The following is an 18,276-nucleotide window of genomic DNA, read 5'->3' as shown; positions in this document are numbered from 1 at the left end:
GGATGGACCGCTGTTGGCTCCTTGTCTGCAGCCGGGCGCCTCCGGCGAGGGCTTGACCTGCCAGGGCGTAAGGGGCCGAGGCCGCACCGGGCGGCGCCCCGCGGTGTCTGCATCGGCGGCGTTCTGCTGCGCAAGCGCGGGCTCGGTTGGGCGAGCGGGCTGCTGGCGTGCGGCGAACGCCCGGGCGAGGTGATGAATCATGGTGAACTCCTTGAAACTGACGAAGTCCGGCAGGATTCGAAACGCACATCACCATGCGGGATTGCACGCCGATTCAGGCGCACGAATGCCCGCCACCCGCATGGTGGCTGTTGGCCAACTGGTGCCACCCTCAGGGGGCGTTCAGTTCAGCAACTGCTTGCGAATCAGGCCCACCGCCAGCCCCTCGAGCTCGAACTCGGGGTGGTCGGGGGGCACGAGAATAGGGTCGAAATCGGGGTTCTCAGGCAGCAGCGTGATGCCTTCCGGCGTGCGCTGGAAGCGCTTGACGGTCACCTCATCACCGAGGCGCGCCACGACGATCTGGCCATTGCGGGCTTCGCGGGTGCGGGCCACTGCCAGCAGGTCGCCGTCGAGGATGCCTACGTCCTTCATGCTCATGCCCTTCACGCGCAGCAGGTAATCCGGCGTGCGGCTGAACAGGCTGGGCTCGACCGCGTAGGTCTGCTCGACGTGCTCTTGCGCGAGGATGGGCTGGCCGGCGGCGACGCGGCCCACCAGCGGCAGCACCAGCTGCTCGAGGCCTGGAAGCGGCAGGTTGAAGGGTAGCCCGCCATTGCGGGGCTCGGCCGGGCGCTTTCGGCTTTCGTTCACCGTGCGCAGCGTGTCGGCTTTGAGACGGATGCCGCGCGAGGTGCCCCCCACGAGCTCGATCACGCCCTTGCGGGCCAATGCCTGCAGGTGCTCTTCTGCGGCATTGGCCGAACGGAAGCCCAGCTCGGTCGCAATCTCCGCCCGAGTGGGTGGCGCGCCGGTGCGCGCGATCGCACGCTGGATCAGCTCGAAGATCTGCTGCTGGCGCGGCGTGAGTTTGGGTTTATCGTTCGACATCGCAGGGCAGCCCAGGGGGCACAGTCCGTTTGCTGGCATTTTATACAGGACTGTTTCTTTGTCCAGTACCTGAAGGAAAGAACGATGCAGAAGGTGGTGATCCTCGGAACGGGGGGCACGATCGCCGGGACCGGCTCGGACCCCGACCGTGCGTGGCACTACGTGGCCGCGCAGCGCAGCGTGGCCGAACTGGTGGACGCGGTTCCGGCGCTGGCCGGCGAGGCGATCGAGGCGCAGCAGGTGGCCCAGATCGACAGCAAGGACATGGGCTGGCCGGTGTGGCGGGCATTGGGCAAGGCCATCCAGGTCGAACTGCAGCGCGACGATGTGGCCGGTGTGGTGATCACGCATGGCACCGACACGCTGGAGGAAACAGCGTGGTTGCTTCAGGCCCTGCATGACGGCCGCAAGCCCATCGTGCTGACAGCCGCCATGCGCCCCGCGACGGCGCCGGATGCCGATGGCCCCGTCAACCTGCGTGATGCCGTGGCGGTGGTTCGCCAGGGGGCGGGGGCCGGTCAGGGGGGCGTGGTGGTGGTGATGCATGGCCGCGTGTGGCCCGCCAGTGCGGTGCGCAAGGCCCATACGTCGGTGCTCGATGCGTTCGATGGGGGCGATGCGCCTCCACTGTGCGAGTTGGGCCCGGACGGCACGATGCCGACCCGCGCATGGACGTGGCCGCCGTGTGGCGAGCGCGGCTGGGCGCTGCTGCAGGCACCGCGTGTGCCGCGGGTGGAGGTGGTCACCAGCCATGCCGATGCGGATGGCTGGGTCGTGGACGCCCTGTGTGCGCATGCGGCGCAGAACGGGGGGCTGGACGGGTTGATCGTGGCCGCAACCGGTCACGGCACGCTCCATGCGGGCCTGTCCGCCGCGCTGAAGCGTGCGGAGGCGGCGGGCGTGACGGTGTGGCGCAGCAGCCGCGTGGCTCGGGGTGGTGTGACGCCCCGCGAGGGCGACGACTGGCCGGCTGCCGGGGCGCTCACGGCGGCGCAGGCGCGCGTCGCGCTGGTGCTGCACCTGCTGGAAAGACAACGGCCCGCCAGGTGAAGGGCAGGCCGGAGAAAAAAGTGTCGAGGGAATTTCAGGCGTCGACTGCGGCGTCCGTCGGCCGGGCCTGGTAGGCTCCCTGCGGCCCTTTCAGGCCGCCGACAAGGTGAACTGTGCCACCCGATTGTGAAAGCCGTGTGACGCGCGCCCGTCAGGGATTCATGCGCAGGGCGACCACCCCCGCCGCCGTGGTCGCGAAGCGCACCTCCTGGCCCGGCACCTTCTCGCCCATGGCGGGTTTCCAGATCCGCGCTGTGTGTTCGCCCCCCGGGAGGTCGATGGTGAGCCGTCCGCGTTCATCGCTCACACCGAAATACGGCGTGTCCACGACGTGAACGTAGGCGAGCATGCGATCGTGAATGTTGCAGCCCAGCGTGGCGGTGCCGGGTTTGTCGAAGAGCACTGGTTGCGCCGGGGTGCCGGCGTAGAGCTTGATTTCGAAGGGGCGCGCGGGCGAGAACGAGTAGACGTGGTGCCGCACCGTGTCGAAGTTGGGGAAGTTCACCAGCGTGCCCGTCTGCACGACCAGCAGCGTGGGCTCGAATTGCTTGTTGCGCTGCCCGAGCTGGGCGAGCGTGCCTGACGGTGCGGTGGCTCGCACGCCGCGCACCACGACCGACACGACGGCACCAGCGACCGGTTGTCCGGAGGTGTCCACCACCATCAAGCCCTGTGGTGCTGCGATGGCGGCTGGAACGTGCGCCAGCGCAAACAGCGCGGCGGCGAGCAGAAGGACCGGATCACGACGAGACAACATGCCGGTATCTTGGCCCGGAACGACGGACGAAAACCGCGGGGTCAGCCCATGCCCCCATGCCTTTTCTGGTACTTCTTGCGGCTTTCCGGACGCGCGCGCACCGGTCTTTACATTGCAGTAACCTGCGCTTCGCGGAATGACAACCGGGCACGCTCACACTGCCCGCATGAGCACGATGAAGAGAAGAACAAACTGGTTCAAGGGATGGCGGCTGGGCCTGGTCGCCGTCGTCCTGGTGGGAGGGGGCTGGTGGGTACGCCAGCATTACTTCACCCCGCCTCCCGCTCCACAGGTGATCACGGCGCCCGTCACGCGACAGGATCTGGAAGACACCGTGCTGGCCACGGGATCCATCCAGGCCATCCAGCAGGTAGACATCGGGGCCCAGGCCTCGGGGCAGATACGCAAGCTGCACGTCGAGCTGGGGCAGTCCATCCACAAGGGCGATCTCGTGGCCGAGATCGACTCGACCAAGCAACAGAACGACCTGCGCAATGCCGAGGCGCAACTGGCCGTGCTGGCCGCGCAGAAGCGGTCGCGCCAGGCGCAACTGGTGCAGTATGAACTGGCGCTCAAGCGGACGCAGGCGCTGGTGAAGGAGGACGCGGGCACCCGAGCCGATCTGGAGTCGGCGCAGGCTTCGGTCGACACCACCCGGGCAGCGCTGGCCGAGCTTGACGCGCAGATCGAGCAGGCCCGCATCGCCGTCGACACCGCCAAGACCAATCTGGGCTACACCCGCATCGTGGCGCCCATGGACGGGGTGGTGATCGCCGTGGTGCGCAAGGCCGGGCAGACTGTGAACGCGCTGCAATCGGCTCCGACGCTGATCAAGCTCGCTCAGCTCGACACCATGCTGATCCGCGCGCAGATCTCGGAAGCGGACGTGGTGAAGGTGCGGCCGGACATGCCGGTGTACTTCACCATCATGGGCGAGCCCGAAAAGCGTTATGACGCCAAGCTGGTGGCGATCGAGCCCTCGACCGACGCGGAGCAGGCCGAGACCTCGAGCACGACGAGCACGAGCAGCACCAGTTCTTCGACCACGTCGGCCATCTATTACAACGGCCGCTTCACGGTGCCCAATCCCGAGCACAAGTTGCGCATCGACATGACGGCGCAGGTGTCCATCGTGGCCTCGCGCGCCGACAACACCCTGACCGTGCCCGCCACCGCGCTGGGTGCACGTGGCAAGGACGGTCGCTACACCGTGAAGGTACTGGAAGGGGAAGCAGGGCAGGCTCAGAAGGTGAGCCAGCGGCAGGTTCGTGTGGGCCTGAACAACCGTGTGCAGGCGCAGATTCTGGAGGGGCTGAAGGAAGGCGAACGCGTGGTGATCGGCGATGCGTCGGCCAACGGCGCGTCCCGTTCCCGCGGCGGCCCGCCGATGTTCTGAGCCGGGGCACGACATGGGCAAGGCATTGCTGGAAGTCCGCGATCTCTGGCGCGAGTTTCCTTCGGGCGAGGGCACGGTGGCGGTCCTCAAGGGCATCGATCTGACGATCGAGGCCGGCGAGATGGTGGCCATCATGGGCGCGTCGGGCTCGGGCAAATCGACGCTGATGAACATCCTGGGCTGCCTCGACCGCCCGACGCGCGGACAGTACGAGGTGGCCGGCCAGTCCACCGCCGCCCTCGAGCCTGACGAGCTGGCGAGGCTGCGTCGCGAGCACTTCGGCTTCATCTTCCAGCGCTATCACCTGATGGGCGACCTGACGGCCGAGGGCAACGTCGAGATCCCGGCCATCTATGCGGGCATGCCACCCGCGCAGCGCCATGAGCGCGCGCAGGCCTTGCTGCAACGGCTGGGACTGGGTGATCGCACGGGCCACCGGCCGGGCCAGCTCTCGGGCGGGCAGCAGCAGCGTGTGAGCATTGCGCGGGCGCTGATGAATGGCGGTGATGTGATTCTGGCCGACGAGCCGACCGGGGCGCTGGACAGCGTCAGTGGCGCCGAGGTCATGCGCATCCTTCGCGAGCTGCATGCCGACGGGCACACGGTCATCCTCGTGACGCACGATGCCCAGGTGGCCAGCCACGCCCAGCGCGTCATCGAGATCAGCGATGGCCGCATCGTCGCCGACCGCAGGCAAGGCGAGGGCGGACAGGCCACCGCCGCGCCCCCCGCACGCGACCGGGCCGCGGGCTCGTGGCTGCATGCCCACTGGGACCGCCTGGCCGAGGCCTTCACGATGGCCTTGCGCGCCATGGCCGGCCATCGTTTGCGCACCCTGCTGACCATGCTTGGCATCGTGATCGGCATTGCCTCGGTGGTGTCGGTGGTGGCGCTCGGGCAGGGCTCGCGCGAGCGCATCCTCAAGGACATCAGTGCCATGGGGACGAACACGATCGACATCTTCCCCGGCAAGAACTTTGGCGACCGGCGTGCCGCGACCATCCACACGCTGATACCAGGCGATGCGCGGGCGCTGTCGCAGCTGAGCTATGTCGACAGCGTGAGCCCCAACGTGAGCACGAGTGTGACGAGCCGGCGCGGCAATGTGGAAGCGTCGGCGACCGTGTCCGGCGTGAGCGAGGCCTACTTCCGCGTCAAGGGCTACACGCTGGCCGAAGGGCAGGGCTTCGATGCCGACAGCGTGGCGCGTCTGGGCCAGGAGGCCGTGATCGACCCCAACACCCGCAGGGCACTGTTCGCGCCGGGCGAGGCCGCCGTGGGCCAGGTGATCTTTCTGGGCAGCGTGCCGGTGCGTGTCATCGGCGTCACCGCCCCGCTTGAATCGGCCATGGGCAACAGCGATGCGCTCAACGTCTGGGTGCCCTACACCACGGCCATGAAGCGGATGCTGGGCCAGGACCACCTGCGCAACATCACCATGCGCATCAGCGACCAGGTGCCCAGCGCGGCGGCCGAGCAGGGCATCGTCGCGCTGCTCACGCAACGCCACGGCGTGCAGGACTTCTTCACCCGCAACAGCGACAGCATCCGTCAGACCGTCGAGAACGCGACCCAGACCATGACCATGCTGGTGTCGGCCATTGCGCTGATCTCGCTGGTGGTGGGCGGCATCGGGGTGATGAACATCATGCTGGTGTCCGTCACCGAGCGCACACAGGAGATCGGCGTGCGCATGGCGGTGGGCGCGCGCCAGAGCGACATCCTGCGCCAGTTCCTGATCGAGGCCGTGCTGGTTTGCCTGATCGGCGGGGTGCTGGGCATCGGCATCGCGCTGCTGATCGGGCTGCTTTTCGAGCGGCTGGGTGGCAACTTCAGCATGGTCTATTCCTCAGCCTCCATCGTCACGGCCTTCGCGGTCTCGACGCTGATCGGCGTCGTCTTCGGCTTCCTGCCCGCGCGCAATGCCGCTCGGCTCGATCCGGTGGACGCGCTGGCCCGACAATGAGCGCCCGCCCGTGGCCGCCTTTTCGCACACACGCACGATGAACTGCGACGTCCGCTTGCTTCCTTTTGCGCTCACCCTGCTGGCCATGGCCACGCTGGGAGGGTGCGCCACCTACCGCGGCGAGCCCGTGGCACCCGCGGTGCAGCAGCCGAGCACCTTCCAGCAGGCGCAGGGCGCGCAGGTGGGCGACACCCCGCCCTCGCCCTGGTGGCTGGAGATGAACGACCCGGTGCTGGTGCGCCTGATCGACGACGCGCTTGCGCGCAACAACAACCTGGCCCAGGCGACGGTGCGGGTGCGTCGCGCGCAGCTCGTTGCCGGCACGGCGGCGAGCAACCAGCTGCCGACCGTATCGGTTCGCGCCAGCACGCAGGGCAGTCGTCAACTCGATGGCGAAGGCAACCTTGTCAAGACGAGCGCCCTGACGGGCAGCGTGAGCTGGGAACTGGACCTGTGGGGCCGGCTGGCAGCCGCACGCCAGGCGGCCGAGTGGGAGGCATCGGCCACGGTGCAGGATCGCCTCGCCACCGCACAGGCACTGGTCTCCACCACCGCGCGAACCTACTGGCAGGTTGCTTACCTGAACCAGCGCGTGGCCGCCAGCCAGGCAAGCATCGATTACGCCCGCCAGACTTTGAAACTGGTGGAGGCCCAGGCCCGCGCGGGTGCGGCCTCGGGGCTTGAGGTGGCGCAGGCACGCCAGACGGTGGCGGTCCAGGAGGCCGCGCACACGCAGTGGCTGCAGCAGCGCGTCGAGGCGCGCAACGCCCTGGCCATCCTGTTCGACGGCCCACCGGGCGTGGCCATGGACGAAAGCCAGTTGCTGCCCGAAGGTGCGCTACCCGAAGTGCCCGCGGGGCTGCCCGCCTCATTGCTGACCCGGCGCCCTGACGTGCTGGCGGCCGACCTGCGCCTGCGCTCGGTTTTTGCCACGGTCGACGCCACACGGGCGGCGGCCTACCCGGCGCTCACCCTCACCGGCAGCGTGGGTCGCACGACCACGGCCCTGTCCAACGTGCTGATCGACCCGGTCGGCACACTGGGCGCAGGCTTGACGCTGCCTTTCGTGCAGTGGCGCGACGTGCGCCGCAACACGGCCATCTCGCAGGCCGATTACGAGCTCACCGTGCTGAGCTACCGCCAGACCTGGTATACCGCGCTCAGCGAGGTCGAGAACGCGTTGTCGGCTCGTCGTCAGTACGAGGAGCAGGGCGTCCGTCTTGCTGAAGCGGTGGAAGCAGCGCGCCAGGCCGAACGCCTCAGCGAGATCCGCTACCGCAGCGGCGCTGTGCCCCTCAAGACCTGGCTCGATGCCCAGGAGACGCGCCGCGCGGCCGAAAACAACCTGGCGCTGAACCGCTACAACAGGCTGTCGGCGCTGGCCACCCTGTATCAGGTCCTGGGCGGTGACATGGGCCGCGCGGGCGTGTAGGCTTCGCGCCCATGATCATCGTTCATCACCTCGAAACCTCCCGCTCGCAGCGCGTGCTGTGGCTGCTCGAAGAGCTCGGCCTGCCCTACGAGATCAAGCTGTACAAGCGCGACCCGCGCACCCGACTGGCTCCGCCGGAGCTCAAGCGCGTGCACCCGCTGGGCAAGTCGCCTGTCATCACCGATGGCGACCGCGTGGTGGCCGAATCGGGCGCGATCCTCGAGTACCTGGCCGAAACCCATGGCAGCGGAGCCCAGGGGGAGTTGGCCAACCTGTTGCCCGCCCGCGGCACCGAGGCCCACCACCAGCTGCGCTTCTGGATGCATTACGCCGAAGGTTCGCTGATGAACTGGCTGGTGATGAAGCTCGTGTTCATGACCATCCCGACCCAGCCCATGCCCTTCTTTGTGCGCCCGATCGCGCGGCAACTGTGCCAGCAGGTGCAGGCCAAGCTGATCGACCCCAACCTGGCCAGCGCCCACGCCTTCATCGAAGACCACCTGTCGCGTCACACGTGGTTTGCGGGCGATCAGCTCAGCCTCGCCGATTTCCAGATGAGCTTTGCCGTGGCAGCCCTGCTGTCGCGCAACCCCGCACCCGCCCCGGCGACGCGTGCGTGGCTGGCGCGTGTGGAGGCCCGCCCGGCCTACCAGCGCGGCGTGGCCAAGGGCGGCCCGGTCATCATGGGCGCCTGAGTCCCACGGCATTGTGCGTGCCATGGCAACGGGCTGGCGTGCGCGGCTCGGTCCGCCTCAGCCGGCTTCGGGGCGTGGCACCTCGCGCCCCGGCGGTGTCTCGCTGAACTGCTGTCGCAGCGCCGCCAGAAAGGTGCGCGCAGGCAGCGACAGGCTCCGGTCGCTGCGCCACGCCACGTGCCACATCCGCCGGATCGGCAACCCCGTCACCTTCAGCTCCACCAGCCCCTGCGACGCCGGATCCGGCCCCAGCGTATGGCGTGACAGGATGGCCAGCCCGAGGCCCGCCGCCACGGCGTGCTTGATGGCCTCGTTGCTGCCCAGCGCCAGGCGGGCGGGCCAGCTCACGCCCTGCGCAGCCAGATACTGGTCGGTGGCCTGGCGCGTGCCCGAGCCGGGCTCGCGCGTGAGCCGTGCCTCTTTGATGACCTCACTCAGCCGCAGCCGGCTGCGCTGCGCCAGCGGATGACCGACCGGTGCAATCAGCACCAACGGGTTTTCGAGAAAGGGCCAGCGCTCCAGCGCCAGGTCGGTGGGCGGCAGCATCATCACCGCCAGCTCCACATCGCCGCGGGCCAGGTGCTGGATCACTGCATCCCGGTTTTCCACGGCCAGGTCGATGCGCAGCCCGGGATACTGCCGGGCAAAAGGCCCCAGCAGGTCGGGGATGAAGTACTCGGTCGTGGTCACGGCTGCGAGCTTCAGTCGGCCCTTCTGCAGGCCCTGCATGGCCAGCGCATCCTCTTCGAAGCGCCGCCAGCGCGTGAACAGGTCGCGCACGGTGTCGGCCAGCAGCTCGCCATGCGGGGTCAGCCGCACCCCACGGCCCTCGGGCTCCAGCAGATGCAGGTTCAGTGCCTGCGCCAGCTCCTTGAGCTGGGTCGACACGGTGGGCTGAGCCAGATGCAACGCCTCGGCCGCTTTGCCGATCCCGCCCAGCCGGGCCACGGCCTCGAAGCTGCGCAGCTGCTGAAGACTGGCACGCGGAAGTCGCAATGTATTCATCGAAGGGGTAGATGGAAAGCATCGGAAAAGATCACTTTATCTGATTGGAGCCTTTGCGTATCCTTCAAGCATCAAGGAAAAGTACGCACCGCCGCTCATGCTCAGAAAGAACCCTTCCGGTCACCTGCCCCAAGTCCACGAATCCGCCTACGTGGACCACACCGCCATCCTGTGCGGCAAGGTGATCGTGCACGAGAACGTTTTCATCGGCCCCTATGCCGTGATCCGTGCCGACGAAGTCGACGCCAGCGGCGACATGGAGCCCATCGTCATCGGCGCGCACTCCAACATTCAGGACGGTGTGGTGATCCACTCGAAGTCGGGCGCGGCTGTCACCATCGGCGAGCGCACCTCGATCGCGCACCGCGCCATCGTCCACGGCCCGTGCGAGGTCGGCGATGGCGCCTTCATTGGCTTCAACAGCGTGCTCTTCAACTGCAAGATCGGCGCGGGCTGTGTGGTGCGCCACAACGCCGTGGTCGATGGCATCGACCTGCCGGCCGGTTTCTACGTGCCGTCGACCGAGCGCATCGGGCCGAGCACCAAGCTCGAGAACATCTCACGCGTGAGCGTGGCCGCTTCGGAATTCTCGGAAGACGTGGCACGCACCAACAACGAGCTGGTGCAGGGTTACAAGCGGCTCGCCAACGAGTTCTGACCTTCGCCTGCGCAGGGCGGTGCGCCAGCCTGGGGCATCGCCCATGCGACACTGCCGTCATGGCTGACCTCCAAGCTGCTTCCACCGTGCCGGCCTCGCTGAGGGTGCACCAGTTCCACGGCCTGCAGCCCGGCCCCCGGCTCATCGTGCTGGGTGCCGTGCATGGCAACGAAACCTGCGGCACGCAGGCCATTGAGGCCTTGCTGCCCGAATTGGACAGCGGCCGCCTGGCCATTCAGCGCGGCTGCCTGACGCTGGTGCCCGTGGCCAATCCGCTGGCCTACGCGCGCGGCACGCGCCAGGGTGACCGCAACCTGAACCGCCGCCTGCGACCCGAGCCGGAGCCCCGCGAGTTCGAAGACCGCGTTGCCAACGTGCTATGCCCGCTGCTGGCCGCGCATGAGGTGTTGCTCGACCTGCATTCCTTCCACACGCCGGGCGAGCCCTTCGCCATGCTGGGCCCCGAAGACAACACCGGCCCGCTCGAACCCTTCACGTACGCCGCATGCGAATCGGCCTGGGCTGCGCACCTGGGGCCGCGGCGTTTCGTGGAGGGCTGGCTGGACACCTACGCGGCCGGCGTGGCCGAGCGGCGTGCGCGGGCGGCGCTGGATGGCGCGCTGCCTGCCGTCGTGCAGGATGCGCAGTATGGCGTGGGCACGACCGAGTACATGCGTTCGGTGGGCGGCTACGGGATCACGCTCGAGTGCGGCCTGCACGGTGATCCGCACGGTGCGGCGGTTGGCCTGCACGCGATCCGGCAGACGCTGGCGTGGCTCGGCATGGCAGATCTGCCGCTGATGCCCCCCGTGACCGACCCGGACGTGATGCGGCTGGTGCACGTGACGGACCGGTTCCACCCCGATGACCGGCTGGCGGCCGCCTGGCGGGGCTTCGATCCAGTGCGGGCAGGGCAGCCCATCGGCTGGCGCCATGATGGCCAGGCCGTGTGCGCACCCGACGACGGCTGGGTGGTGTTCCCCAACCCGGAAGCGGAGGTGGGACAGGAGTGGTTCTACTTCGCGCGCCGCAGTGCGCGGCGCTTGGGCTGACACGGCACGTCGCGCTCAGGGCGTCCGGCGGCGTGCCACCATGGCGGCACTCAGCGAGCGGCATTGCTCAGGCGTGAGGCCAGCTGCGGCCGGATAGACCCACGCTTCCTCGGCATCTGCGTGCGCGGGGTAGCGTTCGGTCAACGTCAGCACGGCCTCGGGCGCCGCGCCGCCCGGCGCGACCTTGCCGGCCTGCACGGCCAGCAGCCAGGGGCGAGTCGCCTGCCACAGCGCACCGAGCTCATCGTGTTCTGCCTGCAGGCGCGCAATGTGTGCCGTCACGTCAGGGTGGCCCAGCGACCGTAGCGCCGGAAACAGATCCAGGTCTTCGTCTTCATGGTGCAGTGGCGCCGCCAGATCAAAGTAGCGCAACACCGACGTGGCCGCGTCGCGGGCCTCGGCATCGGCACCGCGTTGCCCGACGTGATCCACCAGGCGCCGCGTCAGGGTCGAGAAGCGCCGCACCTTTTCATGGCAGGCCGTCAGCAGGGCCAGCGGGTCGTCGATCTCGGGGGCAATGGGTTGAAGCAGCGGGCGCATGAGGTCGGGGGCGAAGGGCGAGACACCCGGAGAGATGCCGTGCTGCATTGTCCGCCTTGCACCGGGGGAGCGAGTGATGCACCTCAACAACCTGCCTGCAGGCAGGGCGGGCGGGGCGGTCTGCATCTTGCTAAAGCTATGCGTTCAGCAGTAGCAGGAGTTCTCTCGCATGAGCCAAGACAGTACCCGCATCGCCCTGGCCGCCCGCATCCATGTGGCCTTGCGCCGCAAGACCGGACGCGTGACCGACACCGAGTGGCTGGCGCAGGATCCGACCTACGCCACCGAGATCATCCGGTTGTGCCGTGCGGAGGGGGATGCAGAGTTGGTGGGGCTGGCTGACAAGCTGGATGGGGCGATGCAAGCCTTGCGACCGCGTGTCGTCAGGCCGGTGGCCCCGCAGCCCGTGGCCGTGATGCCGGCATGGGCAGACAGCGGCATGCAGCTGGAGGCCGAGCGGGAGCGCGAGCGCAAGATCGAGCAGCGCTACGTTGGCCGCCTGCGTTGAAGCAGCTGGGGTGCGGCGAGGGCCACGGTGGCGGCGACCGCGCGCCATGGCCCTGCGCACCTTTGCTGCATCGGATCTCGCAAGCGCTGTGCCAGCGCTGCGTCGCGGTTCAAGGCCGGTTCTGCACAGAGACGGTGCCCTCGGCGCGCCCTTTGCGGCGCAGCGCCAGCACCATGCCGAGGCCGACCACCGCCATCAGCACCGTTTCGGGTTCGGGTGCCGGGCTCAGCGTCACGTCGGCCAGCGTGCGGCCCGAATAGCCGTAGCTGCCCCCGATGGTGCCGTCGATGTAAGCCGACGCGCGCAGTGTCATGTCCATGCGGTACTGCCCCGCACTCAGGAAGAGGGGCACCGAGAAGTCGCGGTACATGGCCACGTCATCGAAGATCACGGTGTTGGTCCATACCGCCTGCCATTCGCCGTCCTGCAGCCGGCTGAGGCTGAAGGCAAAGTCGTCATCGCGGTAGTCGGCCACGGTGCTGTTCATGGTCAGGCGCATGCCGTGACCTTCCTCCAACTCAAACCGGTGGGACAGCGTGGTTTCGGTGTAACCGTGCCCCCAGTACTGACCGTCGAAGTCGTAGACCGAACCATAGGCCGACACGTCCACCAGGCCGCTGAACGAGATGCGGTTGGGGGCGGCCGACCACGTCTGCTGCGCCTGTCCATCGACACCGCCATAGCCCATCACGCTGTCAAGCTGCACGCTGAGGCCCTGGTGCAGCGTGCCTGCATCGCCGGTGCCCGTTTGCTCGCCGCCGTCTTCGTTGCGCACGGTTTCGAACGGCTCCATCTCGCCGAGCTGGATCGTGCCGCTCGCCTTCACCGTCTGCGTGGTGCCCTGGTGGATGAACGGGTTGGCGTGCGTGGTGGTTTTCGCGTGGGCGGTGGCGCTCAAGGCGACCGCGAACGACAGGGGCAGCAGGACGGGGCGGCGGAACCCCGTGGGCAGTGAAGACGCGGACATGTGGGCAGACTCCTGAGTTTGTGTTGCCGGTGTGACAAAACACCGTACAGGCAGTCTATGCAGCGCATGTCGCTTGCGTGTTCTATTTCATCGAACGGACACGGCATCAAGGTGTAACGTTTGCCCGCCGTGTTTCCAAAGCCCCCTGCTGATGCGGGTTTACATGGATCACAGTGGCTGCGTACGTGCCACCAGCCAGTCCCGCGCAGCGCCGTCGACCAGCGGCAGCAAACGGTCGCGCACGGTCTGGTGGTAGGCGTCGAGCCAGGCCACCTCGTCTTCACGCAGCAGGCCGCGTTCGATGCAGCGGGTGTCGATCGGGCATAGGCTCAACGTCTCGAACGCCAGGTAGTCCCCGTGTTCGGGCGTGCCCGGTTCAGCGTCAGGGCGCACCGAGGGCACCGCCACATTGAGCACCAGGTTCTCGATGCGGATGCCCCACTGGCCCGGGCGGTAGAGCCCCGGCTCGATCGACGTGATCATGCCGGCGTGCATGGCCATGTCCGGGTGGGGCACGGCCTTTGAAATCGATTGCGGGCCCTCGTGCACGTTCAGGAAGTAGCCGACGCCGTGTCCCGTGCCGTGGCCGAAATCCAGTCCCTCGGCCCACAGCGGCGCGCGGGCGATGGCATCCAGCATGGGCGCCAGCGTGCCCTTGGGGAAGCGCGTGCGCGACAGTGCCATCGTGCCCTTGAGCACCAGCGTGAAGTCGCGCTTCTGAGCGGGTGTGGGGGTGCCGATCGCCCACACGCGGGTGATGTCGGTGGTGCCGCCCAGGTACTGCGCGCCCGAGTCGATCAGCAGCAGCCCCTCTGCCACCAGGCCCTCTGGCGTGGAGATCATCGCGTAGGCGTCGGGCGTGGCGCGGTAGTGCGGCAGCGCACCGTTCGCGTTGAAGCCCGCGATGGTGGGAAAACTCAGCGACACGTAGCCGGGCTGGCGTGCGCGCTCGGCGGTCATGCGTTCGTCGATGGTGAGCTCGCTGATCGCCTCGTGGCCCAGCGCCTGCTCCAGCCAGGCATAGAAGGCGCACATGGCGGCGCCGTCGCGCGCCATGGCCTCGCGAATGTGCTCGGCCTCGGCCTCGGTCTTGCGGGACTTTGCCAGGGTGCTCGGGTTGATCGCTTCGAGGACGTGCACACCCTCGGGCACGGCTTCACGCAGGCCCCACGTGGTGCGCTTGGGGTCCAGCCACAGCACCGCGTCGGCCGGCAGCGCGGCCAGCGCCGCGAGGGCGTCACCGTAGGGGCGGCAATGCACGCCGTCGGCAGCCAGGCGGGCAGCCAGGGCCGCGTCCACCTTGCCGGCACCCACGAACAGCTCGGCCCGGTCGGGTGCAATCAGCAGGTGGCCCAGAAACACCGGGTTGTATTCGACGTCGGCGCCGCGCAGGTTCAGCACCCAGGCCAGGTCGTCGAGCGTGGCCACCCAATGGTGCGTTGCCCCCCGTTCCTGCAGCGCGGCGCGCACGGCGGCCAGCTTGTCGGCGCGCGGGGTGCTGGCGTGCGGGGGCAAGTGCTCGTAGACCGGCGCGGCGGGCAGGGCCGGGCGATCCGGCCAGGCCTCGGCCAGCACGTCTTCACGTGTATGCAGCTGCCATGCGGTGCCGGTCATGCCCGCCAGAGCATCACGCAGCTGCTGGGTCTGTGCCAGGCCCATCACCGCGCCGTCGGCCGCCAGCGTGGCCGGCCCGTCCGACACGGGCAAGGCGCCCAGCCAGGCCGCATAGGCGGGCACCGGCGCACCATCCAGCTTGACCAGCTCGACGCCGGTGCCTGCCAGTTCGGCCTCGGCCTGCGTCCAGTAGCGGCTGTCGGTGAACAGCGCGGCGCGGTCGGCCGCCACGAGCAGCGTGCCCGACGAGCCCGTGAAGCCACTGAAGTGCGCGCGGCCTTCCCAGCGCGCCGGCAGGTACTCCGACAGGTGCGGATCGCTGCTGGGCAGCAGCACGGCCTGCCAGCCCCGAGCGGCCATCGTGGTGCGGAGGGCGGCCAGTCGGGCCGGGACGGGCGAGGCGAGCGGGGCGAGGGCTTGGGGGGCGTTCACGGTCTGGTCCAGCGGAAATCGATGGCCGATGTTGCCATGCCAGGGCCCCTCATGCCGCACACGCGGGCTTCAGCCGGCCTTGGGTGGCGTGCCGGCCGAGGCCGGCTGAACCTCGTCGACCCGCATCAACACCTTGTTCGGCTCGAGCGCGTGCGGGTCAGGGAAGACCCGTGCGTGGCGCTGTGAGGTGAAGTAGGCCCAGGCCCAGTCCATCATCACCACCAGGCGGTTGCGGAAGCCGATCAGGAAGTAGACGTGTACGAAGAGCCAGAACAGCCAGGCCGCAAAGCCGCTGAAGCGCAACTGCTTGCGGGTGAAGGGGAGCTCGACCATCGCGACCGCCGCGCGCTTGCCGATGGTGGCCAGCGAGCCGTAGTCGAAGTAACGGAAGGCCTGCGGCTCGAGCCCCTTCATGCGACGGATGATGTTAAACGCCGCCTTGCGGCCCATCTGCTTGGCCCCCGGGCTGACGCCGGGCACCGGGGTGGGCTTGGCGGGATCCAGGTAGCTCTTGGCGTTGGCCAGGTCACCCACCACGTAGATGTTTGCGTGCCCCGGGATGGTGAGGTCGGGCTGCACCACGACGCGGCCGGCGCGGTCCAGCTCGCAGCCCGTGGCCTTGGACAGGGCCTTGCCGAGCGGCGACGCGGCCACGCCAGCGGCCCACACCACGGTGCGTGTCGGCAGGAAGTGCGACACGGCCTGGGTGGTGCCGTCGGGCTGGCGTTCGGTGAGGTCGTAATGGATACCGAAGGCCGTGATGTTGGTGACGCGTGCGCCCGGTAGCACCTCGGCGCCCAGGCCTTCAAGCTGCTCCTTGGCTCGCTGTGACAAGTCCTCGGTGAAGGTACCCAGCACACGCGGGGCGCCTTCCAGCAGCACGATGCGCGCCTCGCGCGAGTCGATGCGGCAGAACTCGGCGCTGAGCGTCTGCTGCGCGATCTCGGCCATCGTGCCGGCCATCTCGACGCCCGTGGGCCCGGCGCCGACCACCGCAAAGGTCAGCCAGGGCAGCCGCTTGACGAGATCGGTCTCGCGCTCGGCTTGCTCGAAGGCGGTCAGCACGCGGCGGCGAATGGTGAAGGCGTCGCCCAGGGTCTTCAGACCGGGTGCGTACTTGGCCCAGTCGTCGCGTCCGAAATAGCTGTGCGTGGCCCCAGCCGCCACGATGAGGTGGTCGTAGTGAAGGTGCTCTCCGCCATCCATCTGCACGCACGACGAGGCGGTGTCGATGCCGGTGACCTCGGCCATCAGCACAGTGAGCTGACCCTTGGCGATCTGCTTGCGCAGCACGTGGCGGATGGGTGCAGCGATGGCGGGAGCAGAGAGCCCGGCAGTGGCCACCTGGTAGAGCAGCGGCTGGAACAGGTGGTGGTTGGTGCGGTCGATGACCACGATGTCCACCGGCGCGGCCGCGAGCGCCTGGGCGGCTTCCAGCCCGCCAAATCCGCAGCCGATGATTACCACACGCGGGCGGTCACCGGCTGTGCGGTCCGGGGAAGGCAGGGGGGGCGTTTCCGTCTGTCGCATGGGCTTGGCTTTCGGCAGAAGCAAAGGGGCGGTTATACCCTTATCCGCCCGTGCTCTGTGGCGGGGAACATGATGGTTCTCCACTCGATCATGGGGCTTCTTTCGTCTATTGACGGCTTTCTTCCACTCCATGCCCAGCAGGGGCGCGCCGGCCGCCTTTCGGACGGGGTGTTTCTGCCTCGTCACCGGGGGTGCGTTAAGCTGGCAGGCTGATTGTGTCTGTGGCTGTCGCTTCACCGTACCCCATGCCGCTTTTGTCTGCACACGATGTGCTGCCGCCGGGCACCCGACTGGGTGAGTTCGAGATCCAGCGCGTGCTGGGCTCGGGCGGTTTCGGTGTGGTGTATCTGGCACTCGACCACACGCTCGAGCGCCGCGTTGCGGTCAAGGAATACATGCCCTCCGCGCTGGCGGTGCGAGGGGCCGACCACGCTCTCAGCCTGCGCCCCGGCGCCGACGCGGGTGCCTTCGAACTGGGGCTCCGCTCGTTCGTGAACGAGGCGCGGCTGCTCGCCCGGTTCGACCATCCTTCGCTGGTCAAGGTGCATCGCTTCTGGGAAGCCAATGGCACGGCCTACATGGCCATGCCGTACTACCAGGGGCGTACGCTGCAGGAGGCCCGTCGCGAGATGGGCGAGCCGCCCGATGAGGCCTGGTTGAGACGTCTGATCAACCCGCTGCTGGGCGCGCTCGAGTGCCTGCACCGAGAGCAGGTCTACCACCGGGACATCGCGCCCGACAACATCCTGCTGCTGGATGACGAGCACGGCGAGGGCGACGGGCGTCCTGTCCTGCTGGACCTCGGCGCCGCGCGTCGCGTCATCAGCGACCACACACAGGCATTGACGGCCATCGTCAAGCCGAGCTTTGCACCCATCGAGCAGTATGCAGAAACCACGCAGCTTCGGCAGGGGCCGTGGACGGACCTGTATGCGCTGGCTGCCGTGGTGCACTTCTGCATCACCGGGCGCCCGCCGGTGCCAGCCACCGCGCGCACGCTGCACGACGAACTGCCGTCCCTGAAGGACATGGCGCCCGCATTGTCCAGCGGCTTCAACCGCGACTACAGCACGGTGTTCCTGGCGGCGATCGACCACGCCCTGGCGGTGCGCCCGCAGGACCGGCCGGCATCGGTGCTGGCCTGGCGCGAAGAGCTGGCCGGCATCGTCAGCGTGCCGCGTGCCGACGCGGCAGACGGCGGGCGGGACGATGCCTTGATGCCCACCGTGCTGGTCAGGCCAGCCGGCGAGGCCTTCGCCACCACCGCGCCTGCGGCCAGCGTGCTGGCGGCGCCGGCGACCCAGCCCTTGCCCCGACCCGGCGCGCCGTCCCCTGCCGCGGGCCTCGCACCCGACGCCTCGCAAGAAGGCGATGACGCCGCGCGGTCCGCCTCGCCATCGCCGCTGAGCAGCCGATTCGCGCGCACGCGGCGTGCCACCTGGGTTGGCATCGCGGGGGTGTTCACGCTGGCCGTGGCCGGGCTGGGCTGGTTCGGCTCACGCCCGGCAGTGCCTTCTGCCGCGCCGGCCGCCTCCGCCGTCCAGCTGGTGTCGGCCGGGCCCTCGGCGCCGTCCGTCATGCCGCAGGTCGCACCGCGGGGGGAGGACGCCGCCAGCGCGGTCAG

At 68.6% G+C, this 18,276-nt stretch carries 17 protein-coding genes; 9 read left to right on the top strand and 8 right to left on the bottom strand.

Annotated features, from left to right (window positions below):
* Together Q0Z44_RS16075 and lexA are read right to left on the bottom strand one after the other, a co-directional pair.
* Positions 1-201 (bottom strand): hypothetical protein (locus Q0Z44_RS16075; RefSeq protein ID WP_298014632.1); only part of this gene is annotated, 201 nt, incomplete at its 3' end.
* A 141-nt stretch (positions 202-342) separates the two neighbouring features.
* Positions 343-1,050: a transcriptional repressor LexA gene (gene lexA, locus Q0Z44_RS16070; RefSeq protein WP_298014630.1), complete on the bottom strand. Its 708-nt coding sequence runs from the start codon at positions 1,048-1,050 to the stop codon at positions 343-345.
* A gap of 84 nt (positions 1,051-1,134) precedes the next feature.
* Between lexA and Q0Z44_RS16065 the strand changes: the two genes are divergently transcribed.
* Positions 1,135-2,100, top strand: a complete 966-nt coding sequence (locus Q0Z44_RS16065) for an asparaginase (RefSeq protein ID WP_298014628.1) — start codon at positions 1,135-1,137, stop codon at positions 2,098-2,100.
* Between the two features lie 151 nt (positions 2,101-2,251).
* Here the strand turns inward: Q0Z44_RS16065 and Q0Z44_RS16060 are convergent, their stop codons facing one another.
* Positions 2,252-2,857 carry a methylamine utilization protein gene (locus tag Q0Z44_RS16060; RefSeq protein WP_298014626.1) on the bottom strand — a complete coding sequence of 202 codons (606 nt, stop codon included), beginning with the start codon at positions 2,855-2,857 and terminating at the stop codon, positions 2,252-2,254.
* A 166-nt stretch (positions 2,858-3,023) separates the two neighbouring features.
* Here Q0Z44_RS16060 and Q0Z44_RS16055 point away from each other — a divergent pair, with 166 nt between their 5' ends.
* From Q0Z44_RS16055 to Q0Z44_RS16040, 4 genes are read left to right on the top strand one after another with little or no spacing between them, the layout of a single operon-like run.
* Entirely contained in the window at positions 3,024-4,253 is a 1,230-nt protein-coding gene (locus Q0Z44_RS16055; RefSeq protein WP_366517635.1) for an efflux RND transporter periplasmic adaptor subunit, read from the top strand.
* A 13-nt stretch (positions 4,254-4,266) separates the two neighbouring features.
* Entirely contained in the window at positions 4,267-6,219 is a 1,953-nt protein-coding gene (locus Q0Z44_RS16050; RefSeq protein WP_298014624.1) for a MacB family efflux pump subunit, read from the top strand.
* Between the two features lie 10 nt (positions 6,220-6,229).
* Complete coding sequence (locus Q0Z44_RS16045) at positions 6,230-7,651, top strand: efflux transporter outer membrane subunit (RefSeq protein ID WP_298014622.1); 1,422 nt, start codon at positions 6,230-6,232, stop codon at positions 7,649-7,651.
* Between the two features lie 11 nt (positions 7,652-7,662).
* A complete protein-coding gene (locus tag Q0Z44_RS16040; RefSeq protein WP_298014620.1) occupies positions 7,663-8,346 on the top strand; it encodes a glutathione S-transferase in 684 nt (227 codons plus the stop codon).
* Between the two features lie 57 nt (positions 8,347-8,403).
* Here Q0Z44_RS16040 and Q0Z44_RS16035 read toward each other — a convergent pair whose 3' ends face one another.
* Positions 8,404-9,351, bottom strand: coding sequence for a LysR family transcriptional regulator (locus tag Q0Z44_RS16035; protein WP_298014619.1), 948 nt, complete (start codon positions 9,349-9,351; stop codon positions 8,404-8,406).
* 97 nt (positions 9,352-9,448) lie between these two features.
* Between Q0Z44_RS16035 and Q0Z44_RS16030 the strand changes: the two genes are divergently transcribed.
* Together Q0Z44_RS16030 and Q0Z44_RS16025 are read left to right on the top strand one after the other, a co-directional pair.
* A complete protein-coding gene (locus tag Q0Z44_RS16030; protein ID WP_298014617.1) occupies positions 9,449-10,009 on the top strand; it encodes a carbonate dehydratase in 561 nt (186 codons plus the stop codon).
* A 59-nt stretch (positions 10,010-10,068) separates the two neighbouring features.
* The gene (locus Q0Z44_RS16025; RefSeq protein WP_298014614.1) at positions 10,069-11,061 is read left to right on the top strand and encodes a succinylglutamate desuccinylase/aspartoacylase family protein; all 993 of its coding nucleotides are present in this window, start codon (positions 10,069-10,071) and stop codon (positions 11,059-11,061) included.
* 15 nt (positions 11,062-11,076) lie between these two features.
* Here the strand turns inward: Q0Z44_RS16025 and Q0Z44_RS16020 are convergent, their stop codons facing one another.
* Complete coding sequence (locus tag Q0Z44_RS16020) at positions 11,077-11,601, bottom strand: hemerythrin domain-containing protein (protein WP_298014611.1); 525 nt, start codon at positions 11,599-11,601, stop codon at positions 11,077-11,079.
* A gap of 169 nt (positions 11,602-11,770) precedes the next feature.
* Between Q0Z44_RS16020 and Q0Z44_RS16015 the strand changes: the two genes are divergently transcribed.
* Positions 11,771-12,109 (top strand): hypothetical protein, encoded by a 339-nt coding sequence (locus Q0Z44_RS16015; RefSeq protein ID WP_298014608.1) that lies wholly within the window; start codon positions 11,771-11,773, stop codon positions 12,107-12,109.
* Positions 12,110-12,218: 109 nt separating this feature from the next.
* Here the strand turns inward: Q0Z44_RS16015 and Q0Z44_RS16010 are convergent, their stop codons facing one another.
* The 3 genes from Q0Z44_RS16010 to Q0Z44_RS16000 all read right to left on the bottom strand — a co-directional run bounded on the left by Q0Z44_RS16010 (position 12,219) and on the right by Q0Z44_RS16000 (position 16,652).
* Positions 12,219-13,076 carry a hypothetical protein gene (locus tag Q0Z44_RS16010; protein ID WP_298014606.1) on the bottom strand — a complete coding sequence of 286 codons (858 nt, stop codon included), beginning with the start codon at positions 13,074-13,076 and terminating at the stop codon, positions 12,219-12,221.
* 168 nt (positions 13,077-13,244) lie between these two features.
* Positions 13,245-15,071 (bottom strand): aminopeptidase P family protein, encoded by a 1,827-nt coding sequence (locus tag Q0Z44_RS16005; protein WP_298014634.1) that lies wholly within the window; start codon positions 15,069-15,071, stop codon positions 13,245-13,247.
* Between the two features lie 120 nt (positions 15,072-15,191).
* Entirely contained in the window at positions 15,192-16,652 is a 1,461-nt protein-coding gene (locus Q0Z44_RS16000; protein WP_298014604.1) for an NAD(P)/FAD-dependent oxidoreductase, read from the bottom strand.
* 245 nt (positions 16,653-16,897) lie between these two features.
* Between Q0Z44_RS16000 and Q0Z44_RS15995 the strand changes: the two genes are divergently transcribed.
* On the top strand, positions 16,898-18,276 hold a 1,379-nt coding region (locus tag Q0Z44_RS15995; protein WP_298014602.1), incomplete at its 3' end, for a serine/threonine protein kinase.

It is taken from the genome of uncultured Aquabacterium sp., from assembly GCF_947366995.1.
Taxonomy (GTDB): Bacteria; Pseudomonadota; Gammaproteobacteria; order Burkholderiales; family Burkholderiaceae_C; genus Aquabacterium.
This window is presented reverse-complemented; position numbering and strand designations above follow the sequence as displayed.

Bases quoted from the DNA above. Each gene is read 5' to 3' on its own strand.
- Q0Z44_RS16065 (WP_298014628.1), top strand. From the start codon at position 1,135: ATGCAGAAGGTGGTGATCCTCGGAACGGGGGGCACGATCGCCGGGACC.
- Q0Z44_RS16030 (WP_298014617.1), top strand. From the start codon at position 9,449: ATGCTCAGAAAGAACCCTTCCGGTCACCTGCCCCAAGTCCACGAATCC.
- Q0Z44_RS16060 (WP_298014626.1), bottom strand. From the start codon at position 2,857: ATGTTGTCTCGTCGTGATCCGGTCCTTCTGCTCGCCGCCGCGCTGTTT.
- Q0Z44_RS16035 (WP_298014619.1), bottom strand. From the start codon at position 9,351: ATGAATACATTGCGACTTCCGCGTGCCAGTCTTCAGCAGCTGCGCAGC.
- Q0Z44_RS16000 (WP_298014604.1), bottom strand. From the start codon at position 16,652: ATGCGACAGACGGAAACGCCCCCCCTGCCTTCCCCGGACCGCACAGCC.
- Q0Z44_RS16025 (WP_298014614.1), top strand. From the start codon at position 10,069: ATGGCTGACCTCCAAGCTGCTTCCACCGTGCCGGCCTCGCTGAGGGTG.
- Q0Z44_RS16020 (WP_298014611.1), bottom strand. From the start codon at position 11,601: ATGCGCCCGCTGCTTCAACCCATTGCCCCCGAGATCGACGACCCGCTG.
- Q0Z44_RS16055 (WP_366517635.1), top strand. From the start codon at position 3,024: ATGAGCACGATGAAGAGAAGAACAAACTGGTTCAAGGGATGGCGGCTG.
- Q0Z44_RS16010 (WP_298014606.1), bottom strand. From the start codon at position 13,076: ATGTCCGCGTCTTCACTGCCCACGGGGTTCCGCCGCCCCGTCCTGCTG.
- Q0Z44_RS16050 (WP_298014624.1), top strand. From the start codon at position 4,267: ATGGGCAAGGCATTGCTGGAAGTCCGCGATCTCTGGCGCGAGTTTCCT.
- Q0Z44_RS16040 (WP_298014620.1), top strand. From the start codon at position 7,663: ATGATCATCGTTCATCACCTCGAAACCTCCCGCTCGCAGCGCGTGCTG.
- Q0Z44_RS16015 (WP_298014608.1), top strand. From the start codon at position 11,771: ATGAGCCAAGACAGTACCCGCATCGCCCTGGCCGCCCGCATCCATGTG.
- lexA (WP_298014630.1), bottom strand. From the start codon at position 1,050: ATGTCGAACGATAAACCCAAACTCACGCCGCGCCAGCAGCAGATCTTC.